The sequence below is a fragment of the Nesterenkonia sp. E16_10 genome, assembly GCF_017347085.1.
Lineage (GTDB): Bacteria > Actinomycetota > Actinomycetes > Actinomycetales > Micrococcaceae > Nesterenkonia.
On record NZ_JADPSA010000044.1, the window covers coordinates 1 to 13,592 of the forward strand.

The 13,592-nt window shown below is 62.7% G+C and carries 11 protein-coding genes; 9 read left to right on the top strand and 2 right to left on the bottom strand.

Going from position 1 to position 13,592, the window contains the following annotated elements:
- Positions 1–1,081: 1,081 nt before the first annotated feature.
- Positions 1,082–3,148 carry a cytochrome c oxidase assembly protein gene (locus I2487_RS13835; protein ID WP_207172800.1) on the bottom strand — a complete coding sequence of 689 codons (2,067 nt, stop codon included), beginning with the start codon at positions 3,146–3,148 and terminating at the stop codon, positions 1,082–1,084.
- A gap of 279 nt (positions 3,149–3,427) precedes the next feature.
- Here I2487_RS13835 and I2487_RS13840 point away from each other — a divergent pair, with 279 nt between their 5' ends.
- The 8 genes from I2487_RS13840 to I2487_RS13875 all read left to right on the top strand — a co-directional run bounded on the left by I2487_RS13840 (position 3,428) and on the right by I2487_RS13875 (position 11,319).
- Positions 3,428–4,024 (top strand): copper resistance CopC family protein, encoded by a 597-nt coding sequence (locus tag I2487_RS13840; RefSeq protein ID WP_207172799.1) that lies wholly within the window; start codon positions 3,428–3,430, stop codon positions 4,022–4,024.
- Positions 4,025–5,136: 1,112 nt separating this feature from the next.
- The gene (locus I2487_RS13845) at positions 5,137–5,859 is read left to right on the top strand and encodes a DsbA family protein (RefSeq protein WP_255546435.1); all 723 of its coding nucleotides are present in this window, start codon (positions 5,137–5,139) and stop codon (positions 5,857–5,859) included.
- A gap of 89 nt (positions 5,860–5,948) precedes the next feature.
- Positions 5,949–6,497: a vitamin K epoxide reductase family protein gene (locus tag I2487_RS13850; protein WP_207172797.1), complete on the top strand. Its 549-nt coding sequence runs from the start codon at positions 5,949–5,951 to the stop codon at positions 6,495–6,497.
- A 98-nt stretch (positions 6,498–6,595) separates the two neighbouring features.
- A complete protein-coding gene (locus I2487_RS13855) occupies positions 6,596–7,276 on the top strand; it encodes a TlpA family protein disulfide reductase (RefSeq protein WP_207172795.1) in 681 nt (226 codons plus the stop codon).
- Positions 7,276–8,040: a cytochrome c biogenesis CcdA family protein gene (locus tag I2487_RS13860; RefSeq protein ID WP_207172793.1), complete on the top strand. Its 765-nt coding sequence runs from the start codon at positions 7,276–7,278 to the stop codon at positions 8,038–8,040. Before I2487_RS13855 ends, I2487_RS13860 begins: the two co-directional genes overlap by 1 nt.
- A gap of 150 nt (positions 8,041–8,190) precedes the next feature.
- The gene (cmtR, locus tag I2487_RS13865; RefSeq protein ID WP_207172791.1) at positions 8,191–8,553 is read left to right on the top strand and encodes a Cd(II)/Pb(II)-sensing metalloregulatory transcriptional regulator CmtR; all 363 of its coding nucleotides are present in this window, start codon (positions 8,191–8,193) and stop codon (positions 8,551–8,553) included.
- A complete protein-coding gene (locus I2487_RS13870) occupies positions 8,508–10,523 on the top strand; it encodes a heavy metal translocating P-type ATPase (RefSeq protein WP_207172789.1) in 2,016 nt (671 codons plus the stop codon). Before cmtR ends, I2487_RS13870 begins: the two co-directional genes overlap by 46 nt.
- Before the next feature lie 67 nt (positions 10,524–10,590).
- Positions 10,591–11,319: a ZIP family metal transporter gene (locus tag I2487_RS13875; RefSeq protein ID WP_207172783.1), complete on the top strand. Its 729-nt coding sequence runs from the start codon at positions 10,591–10,593 to the stop codon at positions 11,317–11,319.
- A 257-nt stretch (positions 11,320–11,576) separates the two neighbouring features.
- On the opposite strand, the gene I2487_RS13880 is transcribed toward I2487_RS13875, so the two are convergent.
- Positions 11,577–11,951 (bottom strand): DUF6804 family protein, encoded by a 375-nt coding sequence (locus I2487_RS13880; RefSeq protein WP_207172775.1) that lies wholly within the window; start codon positions 11,949–11,951, stop codon positions 11,577–11,579.
- Positions 11,952–12,076: 125 nt separating this feature from the next.
- On the opposite strand from I2487_RS13880, the gene I2487_RS13885 reads away from it, so the two are divergent.
- Positions 12,077–13,347, top strand: a protein-coding gene (locus tag I2487_RS13885; protein WP_207172773.1) for an IS3 family transposase whose coding sequence is annotated in 2 segments (ribosomal slippage) — positions 12,077–12,380 and positions 12,380–13,347 — 1,272 coding nt in all. Because the reading frame shifts where the segments join, the coding sequence is not laid out codon by codon here.
- The last annotated feature ends 245 nt before the right edge of the window (positions 13,348–13,592 follow it).

Below are 13,592 nucleotides of genomic sequence, written 5' to 3' on the forward strand. Positions count from 1 at the left end.
AGTCCAGAACACCTGGAGAAGATCCGGTCTCACAAAGATCGAGTAGCCCGTCATATCAACACCCATCTACTAAGTGTTGCAATCACCGCAAGAACCCAAGGATCCCTCAGCGGGCATTATTCCCTCGACGGGAGTCCGAGTGCCCGCAAGCCGACCGGTTTGCGGGCGGTGACCACACCATCTCCTGCCGCGGCGCAAGGACCAGCCGTGGATGTCAGGTGAAACCAGCGGCGCCTGTGTCGACGACTCCCCAAAACTGGACGCTCATCGCGTGGCAAGGTGACCAGTATTCACGCGTCATCGAGAGCGCCGCCTGGAGCAGACTGTCGCGGTTCGGGTGGAGACGTAACTCCTACGCAAGATGCTGAACTCAGAGGCCGTTGCACACAACGCGGGAAGCACCTTCGAACTAGCAGTGGCCACGGCTGCCGGAACCCGACCAACTACCAGTCACGTATCCTGGGCAAGAACTTCAGACGGCCACGCCGATGCCCCAGAACCGCCCTCGCGGGAGTACGCACACCGAAGTGTGAATAACTGAAAAAATGCGCCTCTCGCGAAAACTGTATTAGCGCTAGGATTTTATGGATAACTTCTGGATGTATTTTGAGGTTCTTGCTCCCTCCATAGGAGTGGGACTGGTGTTCTGGATGGCTATGCGTGCCATCTTCCGCGCGGACCGCAGTGAGCGAGCTGCGGAGGCGCAGGTGCGCCAAGAGGCATCACAGCAGGGCTCCGGGCACGCGCCGGAGGCCCTGGATGAACCCGTCCCGGAAGAGCTACGGCGAACATACCACTAGAGTCTCGATAGCCCGAGACGCAGAGCCTTGCCCTCGTCGAGTTCTCCAAGAACCCCAGTACGTGACCGGCCAATGACCATAGGGCGAGTCAATCCGCACCCGCCCAGGTCACCGCGCGGTGATCAAGGTCGTTTCCTCGACGGTCGCTACTTAGCTCCTGGCGCCCGCACTGAAGCGGGTCTTTGTCCAGCCTCGAGATCTCCGTCGTAGCTCTACCTGGTACCTGTTGCGAGTCCAACCACAAGAATGGTGCAGCCGGGGGGACTCCTCCAGAATCGGCCTCAATCACTAGATGCACCCCTGTCGCTGGGGACGGGCACAGGGTGCGACGTTGATGCTGCCCGGGCAGGTGAACGCCGAGTGGCCGTGGCCCTGAGAGCTAGAGCCACAATGCTTGCGCCCCCAACACCAAGAACGATCATGCCCCCCAAGTCCTGGTCGGACAGAGCATTGTCCATCCAGGGCAGCCCCATCTGTGCGAAGTAGTCCACCGAAAGCACTCCGGCCTGGGAAATGATGCCGAATCCCAGAACGGCGTAGCAGGCCAGTATCACTCCGAGAGCGAGCAATCGTCCAAGATGGGAAGTCTGACGATGACCCGTGACGTTGGTGACAGCCTGGATGAAGGCGCCGCTGATCAGCAACAGGTACACCACCAGGGCAGCGCGAGCGAAATAGCTGCCTGCCGTGAGGTCCAACAGCGCAGTGAAGAACAACCCCAGCAGGGACCCACCCAGAATCCCCGCCAGCAGCACCGGATGGGCCAAGGCACTCACTCTGGGCGATCGAGTCAGGTGCAGAATCCATTCCCGGGGACCACGGGAACCGTCCTGGCGTTGGGGCAACGCCTGCAACGCCAGTGTGGGGCCAGCTCCGTGCACCAAAAAAAAGGGCACTACCGCAGTGATTATCAGCAGTTGCAGCGCGTATCCGCTGAACAGGACCCCGCCGTACACGCTGGGGCCTCCGTTGGTTAACCAGTAGAACAGCACCCAGCCGATGATCCAGCTGGCGGTACGACCCGGAGCCCAGATCTCGCCGCGCCGACGCAGACGCGCCACCCAGCGCAGGTAGACCAGGACGGCGGCGACGCTGAGCAGGCCCAGCATCAGATCCGGTCGCCAGTGGCTGAGGTAGCTCAGCACCGTCGGCGGTGGTGGCACCGGGCTGCCAGTCAGGAAGAAGGCCAACCCCGAATCGGTGGGAGCAGGTTCCTGGGGAATGGGCGGTGCCGAAGAGCCTAGAGCCCCGGCAACTCCCATGACCGCGCCCATGACCAGCACCTCCACACCGGCCAATCGCCAGAACGCCCAACCCCGAACCTGACGGGGCTTAGCTTCAGAACCGACGTCGGCCTGGGAGGCGACCGCGTGTCTGCCGATCGCCGGGATCGTCACCCGGCGGTGCCACCACCCGGCCACACCCAGCACCAGGGTCAACACGATTTTGATCATCAACAGCCAGCCATAGGTCGTTGTGACCAGGTCCGTCACGCTCTCCAGCCGGATCCAGGCACTGACGATGCCCGAGACGGCCACCAGGACAAAGCACCACAGGGCCACCTGTGAATAGCGCTGCACCACAGCGCCAAGAGTTGGACCGGTGCGCGGTGCCACTAGGCACAACACCGCGAGACCGCCGGCCCAGATCGTGACCCCGACCACATGCAACCAGATCGCAGTCACCGCCAGCTCGTGATTGGCTGCTCCTGCGGCGTGACCGGTCAGGGCCAGCGGCACCAGGGCCAGCACACCTAACAACAGGGTCACAGCAGCTGAGGTGTACCCAGTGACAGTGACCGCGACCGCAGAGGCCAGGACGACAATCAGCGCCCCAGCCACAAGAATGCGTCCCGCATCGATCTCGGTGACGTACTGCATCAAATGATCCATGTAGGACACGCTGCCGATCCCCGTGCCAAGGGCCGCGAGGTGGGTCAGGACCAAGTGCGCCAGCTGTGTCGGGACCCAGAGGACCACCGCGAACATCCCGATGCCGGCGGCGAAACGCCAGGCACCCCCCACTGGATCCTTCCCGGATCCAGCAGCGGATTCCGCACCCTCGATACCGCCCCGGGTGTCGGGCTGGGCGTTGATCTCCGGGCGCCGTCGGGGAAGAACAAAGGCACAAAGGAAGAAGGCCCCGATGGCCACGGTCGCCGTCAGGTTCAGGAGCACTGTCACGATCGGCGTGCCCCACCGCACCACCGAGCCAGGATCGGCCAAGGAGCTCGGAGCGGAGGCACCGGTCATCAGCAGCCCGGCCACGGTAGCGAACACCGCTGCGAGCAGACCCCCGAGAACGAACCACCACACCGACGGACGACCAATACGCATCAAATTTTTCACCCGCCAAGGCTAGCCTCGATCCCGTCCGGACCCATGACGGTGCCCTGGTGCTTCACACCAGCGACCAGGCTGCACCTCTTGCAGGCAGGCCCTCAGCCTGGTGACACCGGAGCAGACATCCTCTTCAGCATCCCGTGCAGGGGCTTTTGATGACGCCGTAGCCCCGTCCCTGTAGACGCAGAGAGGGGTTCAGCGCTCCTGTCCTTTTAGGATGGCCTGATGCGAAGCCACGTTTCTGCTCGCCCTGCCCGAGTTCTACCCCGAGTCTTTATATTCACCATGATCGTCGCTCTGCTCGGTGTGCTCAGCACCGTCACCGCGCCCCGAGCTCTGGCCCACGACGTCCTGGTGGACACCACCCCGTCGGACGGAGCCGTGCTGCAGGAACCCCCGCACCAGGTCTCGCTCACCTTTTCTGGGGAACTGGTGGAGATGAACCCGCTGATCATCGTCTCTGACGCCGAGGGCGAGGTCATCACCGATACTCCCCCGCGCATCGATTCTGGTACCGCCACCGTGCCCTTGCCTGACGTGGGCGCCGGGGACTACCGGGTGCAATGGTCGGTGGTGTCCTCTGACGGACACCGCATCGAAGGCAGCTACCGGTTCAGCGTCGCAGCAGAATCACCGTCTGCACAGGATGCCAGCTCCGAACCCACCGACGAGGACCCAGAACAGGCTGGCACCCCAGTCCCACCAGCGTCTTCTCAGAGCCCTGAGCGGAACCCCACCTCCGAGGCGGACGCCGACCTTTCCGGGACCCAGGATTCAGGCAGCCTACCCGCCTGGCAGGCGCTTGTCCTCGCTGCGGTGGTGCTGGGCGCAGTGGTGCTGGGCGCAGTAATCATCACTGTCACCAGGCGCCGCAAACTCTGACGCTGATGCGTCAATCGGCGGGCCCCGGTTGCAAGTCAGGAGATGAACCCGCGCGCTTGGTGGTCCCTGCTGAGACCCCAGCCGGTGATGCCCCCCCCCCCAGGGTCGAGCCCTTCGGCCACGACCGGACATTCCTGCTCAACGTTGGGTCCGCATCCTGACGCGAGCGAGATCCAGGGCGGCGCCTTGACCACATCAGTGCCGTCTGACCGGCGAGCAGCATTACACAGACCGGCGATGGCAGCATCTACACCACGAGGCTGACCGTCAGTCGCGCGGGAACGATCCCCGCAGGCCTTCAGATGGGTTCGCAGCTGCCGAGCCGGGCTTCGGTGGCTCGCCACAGGTACCTCTCGGTATGCCGTTTTCTACGTCCTGTAGAATTTCCGCAGATAGCCGATCCCCACCCGTGGGGTGGGGAGACTGGGAGGAGGCAGGGTGCTGTGTACGCCTCAAATCTTCGCGGTCTTGGACGGGTCGCCCGGGGTCTCATCATCGGTTTCACCGCCGTACTCTCAACCGCTGTGGCTCACTACTCCGCCACCGGCCATGTGCCGGAACCAGTAATAGTTCTCCTCGCCCTCACTGTGGCCATCCCGGTCTGCATCGGTCTCTCACGCGTGCCGCGCAGCCGAGGACGACTCGTCAGTGCGGTACTCACTGGTCAAGTGTTCCTTCACCTGTTGTTCGGGCCAGGTCCCGCTGCTGTGGGGGATCATCAGCATCCGCTGCTGATCCATCTCGAATTCGGCGCCCTCTCGATTCATGTGGTGGCTCTGGTGGTCACCTACGCGGTGATTCGTCGCGGCGATGGGCTGGTAGAAGTGCTGTACCTAGTGCTGGGGATGTCGCTGTTTCAGCCGCTGCCCGGGGTCATACCCCGGGCGTCCTACCCAGCCTGTGTGGCCGTGGCAAACACGATATGGGCGCCCGTCAAACCTCGCCCTGGGGAGGGGCCCACTCCTCTTCGGGGGCCACCAGAGCTCATCCTGGCCTCGTGAAGCGCGTCTGAGACTTGATCGTTTCTGCGCCTCGGCGATGGCTCGTGATGCTCTGCCCCGGTGAGCTGCGCTCTACCGGTGACCAAGAACCTGCCTCAAGAACGGATCCCCATGTCTGCTGATCACCCCCCAGGTCCCCCTATCAACAGCCCCCTTGGCGGAACGGCCACCAAGAAAAAGACCCTACGATGGCTTCTTGGCGTAGCAGTCGTCGTGGTCCTAGCCGTGGTCGCGATCATGATCTTCCGCGATTCCCCAGAAGAGACGCCCCCTGCCTCGGAGTCCAGCGCAGTGAACTCCGAGCTGATCGTCAGAGAAGATTCACGCAGACTCGACGACGTCCCACAGAGCGATGTGACCTTTGTGGAGTTCCTGGACTTCGAGTGCGAAGCCTGCGGCGCGATCTATCCCACCGTCGAAGATCTTCGGGAACGCTACGAAGGAGAAGTGTCCTTCGTGATCCGCTACTTCCCTCTCGATGGACACCCAAACTCCCGGCAGGCGGCCCACGCTGTAGAAGCTGCCGCCCGACAGGGTGAACTCGAGGCGATGTATCAGAAGATGTACGAGACCCAGGAGCAATGGAGCCACAACGAAGACCCTCAGGACGATGTGTTCCGTGGCTACGCCGAGGAACTCGGACTCGACATGGACCAATGGGAAGAGGACTACTTCTCCGATGAGGTCGCAGACCGGGTCCAAGCGGACTTTGACGATGCTGTAGAGCTTCAACTCCAGGGGACACCGACGTTCTTCGTCAACGACGAACAGCTCAACCCTGAGTCGATCGAAGACCTCACAGACCCCCTTGATGAAGCCCTCGAAGCTCAGTGAGGACACGCCCCACACCTGAGTCGTCTGAAAGTTCCGCGCCAGCATCAACTAAAACCGTTCCGGGGCTACCCTCCAAGGTCACCGGGCTGGTGCTCTTCGTCTCTGGTGTCCTGGGACTGGTGCCTTCTTTCATCCTCGCGGTGGAGAAGTACTGGCTGCTGACTAACCCCTTCTATTCTCCGAGCTGCACCCTGGGCGAGACCGTGTCCTGTTTGCCGGTGATGAACTCCTGGCAAGCTGAGGTCTTTGGTTTTCCCAACCCGTATATCGGCCTCGTAGGATTTGCACTGGTCGCTGCCACTGGCGGGGCACTTCTGGGTGGTGCCCGCCTGAGCGGGTGGTACTGGGGCGGCCTGCAGGCCGGTGTCACACTTGGCACGTTCTTCGTCGGCTGGTTGATGTCTCAGAGCCTATTCAGCATCGAAGCGCTCTGCCCCTATTGCATGCTCGCGTGGGCAGCCATGTTCTCCTCCATGTGGTACGTCAGCCTCGAATCCCTGAGCCGATGGGGCCACCAGAGATCTGGAGGACCCCCACGACTGGAACGGACCGTGCTGGAGCACCACGGCACCGTGTTGCTGACATGGTTCGTACTGATCGCGGGACTCGTGATCGTTGGCGCTCTGAACTTCTCCTAAAGCGTGCGGGTCCCCTTGTCCCAGAGCGCGGCGAGGACGGCAAGCACAGAGCCCGACCGGCCGCACAGGACCGCGAAGATCTCACACCAGGAGACTCCATGACAGCAGATTCTTCACCCACACCTCGGACCCGCCGGCACGCCCTCACCACGATCGCGTTGACCGCCACGGCGTTTATGGTCAGTGCTTGCGGCTCCGAGAATGACGACTTAGCACAGCGAGCACAAAATGATGGAACGAACTACATCTCTGGTGACGGCTCCGTGGAGGAGTACGCACCTGATAATCGTGGAGCTGCCGTGGCCTTCGAGGCCAAACTCTTCAACGGTACGAAGATCACCCCGGAAACCCTCCAGGGTGAGGTCACCATCCTCAACTTTTGGTACGCCGCCTGCGCTCCGTGCCGGGTAGAGGCTCCCGACTTACAAGCCGCCTATGAGGAGTTCAGACCCGATGGCGTCCAATTCTTCGGGATCAATACCCGCGATACTCAAGCGACTGCCGAGGCTTTTGAACGGAACTTCGGCATCACCTACCCCTCCATGGAGGACCGGACCGGAGAGGTCATGATGGCCATGACCGATTACGTCCACCCCTCCGCGGTACCCACGACGTTGGTCCTGGACACCCAGGCTCGGGTCAGCGCTCGTGTCGTAGGAATCATCGAGCCGAGCACACTGCGCACCCTGATCAGCACCATACTGGAAGAAGATCAACGCGACTTAACCGGCAGCGGCGTCGTTGACAGCGTCGGCGAGGAGCAGAGGGGGAACCGCTGATGCTCGGCGCAGCCACCACGAATAACCCTTTCGCAGAAATCGTCTTCGACAGCTCGCTGTTATTGGCAGCACCGGTTGCCATGCTCGCGGGCCTGGTCTCCTTCCTCTCTCCGTGCGTGCTGCCGCTGGTGCCTGGCTACCTTGGGTATATCACCGGGCTCTCCGGGGTTGAACTGCATCAACGCTCGCGTTCACGCATGGTGCTCGGCGCGTTGCTCTTCGTCCTGGGGTTCAGCGTGGTCTTCATGCTGATCGGGTCCGTATTCATCTACGCCACGACCTGGCTCAGGGTCGAGGGAGGCTGGGTCACTCAGCTGCTCGGGGTCATCGTCGTTTTCATGGGCCTGATCTTCATGGGCGCCTTCAGCTTTTTCCAGCGTGAACGAAAGATCCACCGCCGCCCACCAGACGGACTGCTCGGAGCACCCTTCCTCGGTGCGACCTTCGGGATCGGCTGGGCGCCGTGTATCGGACCAACCCTGGCCGCGGTCCTGGCTCTGGTCTACGGAGAAGATTCCACACGCGGAGCCCTCCTGGTGTTTGCCTACTGCCTGGGACTGGGAATCCCCTTCATCCTCATCAGCGCAGGCATGCAACGTGGCATGCGCACCTTGAAGTTCTTCACCCGGCATAAGACCACTGTCATGCGACTGGGCGGGGGCATGTTGATCACCGTGGGCCTGTTAATGGTCACCGGCATCTGGAATGACTGGACCTACGCTCTCCAAGACTGGTTCGCCAACGAAGTAGTCATGCCCATCTGATCAAAGAGCCGCCCTCACTACGAAGGTAGCCCTGGGGTTTTCTGGTGTCTGCCAAGACTCCCGGGGCGGGGGAATTGAGAAACTTTTCTCGCCCACCGAGGCCGTAGGAGACTCTCCAAACAGTTCACCACTTAATGTATAGTTCAGCGCATGCTGACTATTGCTTCGCGTCTCGATGTGATGAACCGGCTGGGTCGGGCAATGGCTGATCCCACCCGCTCGAGAATCCTGCTGCTGCTGCTCCAGGGGCCACGGTATCCCGGGGATCTTGCTCGGGAGCTGGGGCTCTCGCGGTCGAATGTGTCGAACCACTTGGCATGCCTGCGGGACTGCGGGATCATCGTCGTGGAGCATCAGGGACGGAAGACCCGCTACGAGATCGTCGACACTCACCTGTCTCGGGCGCTGAACACGCTGGTAGAGACCACACTGGCTGTCGATGAAGAGGCCCCCTGTGTGGATCCGCAATGCACGGTAGCAGGGTGCTGCGAGGGCCAGGCGGCCCAGCGGTGACCACATCGGCCTGCGGCTGCGAAGCCCCCGGACCGGCCGCTGAGCAAGAGCGCCACACCCCGTGGTGGCGTAGCCTTTCCGTGCTGATTCCTGCATCCTCGGGCCTGCTGCTGGTGTTCGGGCTCCTGGTGGAGTGGCTCTCCAGCGAAGCCGAGACGCTCGCTATGGTGCTGTTCTGGAGTTCGCTGCTCTCCGGTGCCTCCCAGTTCGTCCCGGGGGCGCTGACGGGACTGTTCACTCGCGGTCGGCTAGGAATTGGGCTGCTGATGACGATCAGCGCGACGGGCGCAGTTCTTCTGGGGTATATCGAGGAAGCCGCCGCTCTGGCTTTCCTGTACTCGATCGTCGAGGCGCTGGAGGACCTCTCCATGGACCGGGCCCAGTCTGGGCTGCGTTCATTACTCGGCCTGATCCCCACCACCGCCACCGTGCTCGCGGCCGATGGCTCAAAACGCACCACACCGGTTGAGGATCTCGTCGCCGGTGATGTGCTGCGTCTGGCCGCTGGTGAGCGTCTGGCCACCGACGCGGTGGTGCGTTCTGGGCACAGCAGCATGGATGTCTCAGCGATCACCGGAGAATCCATCCCTGTAGAAGTCAGTCCCGGGGATGACGTGCTGGCCGGATCGATCAACACCTCCGGGGCCTTAGACGTCGAAGCCACCGCCTCAGGCACGGATAACTCCCTGACCACGGTCGTGGAGCTGGTCGAGCAGGCACAGACTCAGAAGGGCAACCAAGCCCGCTTAGCCGATCGTCTAGCTCGACCCCTCGTGCCAGGGGTGCTTCTCCTGGCGACCGTGGTCGCTCTGGTCGGGTGGATCTTCGGTGACTCGGAGCTATGGGTGCAGCGTGCCCTGGTCGTCCTGGTGGCCGCCTCGCCGTGCGCGTTAGCGATCTCAGTGCCGATCACGGTGGTCTCTGGCATCGGTGCAGCCAGCAAATTTGGAGTGATCATCAAGTCCGGCGCCGCCTTCGAACGCCTCGGTGGCATCCGCCATGTGGCCCTGGACAAGACAGGAACCCTGACCCTCAATCAGCCCACCGTCACCGTGGTACTCACCACCGGTGACACCACCCGGTCCCAGGCGTTGAACTGGGCGGCGTCTCTGGAGGCCCATAGCACCCACCCGTTGGCATCAGCCATCACGGCCGAGTCCACCGAGGTGCTCGATGCTCAGCAGGTCACAGAGACGGCTGGTCAAGGAATCAGCGGCATCGTCGATGAGGTGCCGATGTCTGTGGGGAATCCGCGCTGGCTCAGCCCAGGTGAACTCGCTGAACAGGTCGAAGACTTCGAGAATCGAGGCATGACCATGGTGATCCTGCACCGGGGGCGTCAGCCGGTTGGCGCGATCGGGGTCCGTGATGAGCTTCGCCCGGAGACCAGCCAGGTCATCACGTCCCTGACCTCTCGGGGTCTGGACGTGACCATGCTCACCGGGGACAACACCCGCACCGCAGAAGCACTCGCCCACGAGGCGGGCATCACCGAGGTCCGGTCTCAGCTGCGCCCCCAAGACAAGGCACGCGCCGTGACCCAGCTGCGCGAAGCCGGAGCAGGTCCGGTGGCGATGATCGGTGACGGCATCAATGACGCCCCCGCCCTGGCCACCGCAGACGTCGGTATCGCCATGGGCGCCACCGGCTCGGACGCCGCAGTCGAATCAGCAGATGTCGCTTTCACCGGCGAAGACCTCCGTCGCATCCCCCAGACACTTGATCACACCCGGCGAGGCCGACGGATCATCACCCAGAACATCGTCTTGTCACTGGCGCTGATCATCGTGCTGCTCCCCCTGGCGATCACCGGTGTCCTCGGTCTAGCCGCTGTCGTGCTGGTCCATGAGATCGCTGAAGTCTTCGTCATCCTCAACGGGCTGCGCGCCGCCCGCACTCCCTCAGCCGAACATGCTTTCATCTCAGCAGAACCGAGAACCAGGCCACACCTCACCGCACCAGCCCGTTGACCGCGTAGTGCCGCTGCGAATTCTCTACGAGAGTCTCGCGCCGATGAAACACCTTGGAGGTTAAACGATGCAGGGATTCACCCTCGTCCTGGTCCTTGCAGCCTTGCCGGCTGCCGGGAACTTTCTCGGTGGACTGCTCGCGGAAATCACCAAGGTCTCCGACCGCACCCTGAGCCTGGCACTGCATCTCGCCGCTGGCATCGTCTTAGCCGTCGTCGGACTTGAACTGATGCCGGAAGCCCTCTCAGCGACCCACGCATGGGTGCCGATCCTCGCACTGGCGGCAGGTGGGTTGGGCTTCATGGGACTAGAACGTGTCATCGACTCCGTGCGCCACCGTCTAGGACGCGGTACTGAGAGCAACGGTCCTTGGGCGATCTTCGCTGGTGTTTCTCTGGACCTGTTCAGCGACGGGATAATGATCGGCGCCGGGACTCTCATCGACCCACGACTCGGTTTGATACTGGCCCTTGGTCAAGTGCCCGCAGATGCACCTGAAGGCTTCGCCGCCATCGCCACCCTGCGTCGAGCAGGAGTCAACCGCAGCAAACGGATCCTGCTCGCCCTAGCCTTCGGCATCCCAGTCTTCACCGGAGCAGCTCTAGGTTATTTCGTGCTCCAATCAGCGCCTGAACTGCTGACCGTATCTGTGCTGGCGTTTACCGGCGGAATACTGATCAGTATGGTCATCGAAGAGATGCTTGCTGAAGCACACAAGGGCGACACCAGCCCGCTGGGGCCCGTAGTCCTGACGTCTGGCTTCGCCCTGTTCGCGCTGATCTCCGCATACCTCTGAGAACAACGCCACAACGCATTTCTGCAACGCAGATCAAAGTCAGAACAGCGACCAGACGAAACAGACAGTCACCGAGGAAGGGGCCGCCTCGGGGGTGCGGTTCCTCCGGGTGGCACAGGTGCGGGACTGACACTGACCGTCCCCCTGCAGCGCCGCCGCCCCTTCTCATGGAGAGCCAGAACTTCGATCCGGCCAGTGCGGTGCGTGCCGGCATCGTGCAGCCCCAGCGATGGCGGGCAACCTCATCCCTGGGCGCTTCACGCGCCAGACCGGCCAGCGACCGGCTTCCGTGGTGTCTTGATCAAGATGCCGGCTGCGAGGAAGACACCTGCGACGGTCACGTGCGCCCCAGCCCACTGCGGGCCATCGAATTCGAATATGTAGAGAGGGTTCCACAACACCGCGATAGCGAGCATCGCGGGGACCCACCACCACTGGCGTGCCTGCAGAGCGAACCACCCGATGATGACGGCGAGGATCGTGATGATGTAGCGGACCTCAAAGTAGTACTCGTGGTCGATCAGGACGATCCCGGCCAGGCAGACGATCGCTGCAAGGATCGCTGGGGCGAAGGCGTTGCGTTGGTACTCCGATGGCCTCTGGGATGGTGTCTGGGCTTGCGGTGTAGGCATGAGGCTCCATTCGTAGTGTTAGCTTTCAGCTCTGCGGGCCGACACCGCAGGATCACCCGACCAGTCTGCCCTGAACCGCACTGGGATTCTTGGAGACTCCATCGTTTGGAAAGGATGATGGAGACATGTCAAGAGAGATCAACCCGGGCATCGCGACCACGCGCCGCTACTCCGAACAGGAGAAGGCCGCAGCGGTGCGTATGGTCCGCCAGCTGCGCAAGGAGCTGGGCACTGACCGCGGCACCGTGAAAAGGGTCGCGACCCAGCTGGGCTACGGCCCCGAGTCAGTCCGGTCCTGGGTCCGCCGAGCTGACATCGATGACGGGCATGCCCCCGGTGTCAGCACCGAGCAGTCCGCCCGCGAGAAGGCCCTGGAACAAGAGAACCGTGAACTGCGGCGGGCCAACGAGATCCTGAAGCGGGCCGCGACTTTCTTCGGGGCGGAGCTCGACCGCCAGTCACCGAGATAGTCGCCTTCATCGACGCGAACAAGGACGACGTCATCGACGGTCGTCGACTCGGAGTCGAGCCCATCTGCGCAATCCTGCATGTGGCTCCGAGCACCTACTACGCCGCGAAGAACCGTGCCCCCTCGGCCCGCAGTGTCAGAGATGCCGAGCTGATCCCGCAGCTGGTAGAACTCCATGCTCAGAACTACGGGGTCTATGGCGCCAGGAAGCTCTGGAAGGCCGCGAACCGGGCCGGCCTGAAGATCGGTAGAGATCAGACGGCGAGACTGATGCGCCAAGCTGGTCTCGAGGGTGTTCTTCGGCGTAAGAAGCTCCGCACCACCACACCCGACCCTGAAGCCCCGCGGCATCCGGATCTGGTCAATCGCGAGTTCACCGCGATCGCGCCGAATCGGCTCTGGGTCACCGATCTGACCTACGTGCCGACCTGGGCCGGTGTCGCGTATGTCTGCTTCATCATCGATGCGTTCAGCCGGGCGATCGTCGGGTGGCGGGTCGCGTCGACGATGCGCACCGAGACAGTGCTCGATGCCATCGAGATGGCCCGCTGGTCACGAGGTCCACGGCATGAGCAACTCCGGTGCCACAGCGATGCAGGATCTCAATTCACCTCCATTCGATACGGCGAGAGACTGGCAGAGATCGGGGCGACCCCCTCGATCGGCACCGTTGGCGATAGCTATGACAATGCTCTGGCCGAGACCGTCAACGGCTACTACAAGGCCGAGCTGATCCGAGGGCCGGTGCGGACTCAGCGGGGGCCATGGAAGACGGTCGAAGACGTGGAGCTCGCGACTCTGGGATGGGTCCACTGGCACAACACCGAGCGGCTTCATGGCTACCTCGGTGACCGGCCACCGGCTGAGTTCGAGGCCCTGTTCTACGATGACAGCACCAGAGCCAACGAGCTGGTGGAATCCCTATAGCCGGAGTCTCCATCAATCCCAGTGCGGTTCAGCCCCTAAACCGTTCCTTTGCTGGCCGGTGGTGTCACCGGGGCCGCCGCAGGGCTCAGCTAAGACTGAACCTTGAGTCCTGGCATTGGCACTGGTACGGATGCGGCGCCGAGGGCCCCACGGCGATAGGAGAGGATTTTATTCGCGGTGCGCAAAGTCACCCCACCGTCCGCAAGCTGCCCGTAAGCCGGTCGTCCACCGGGCACTCCCCCACC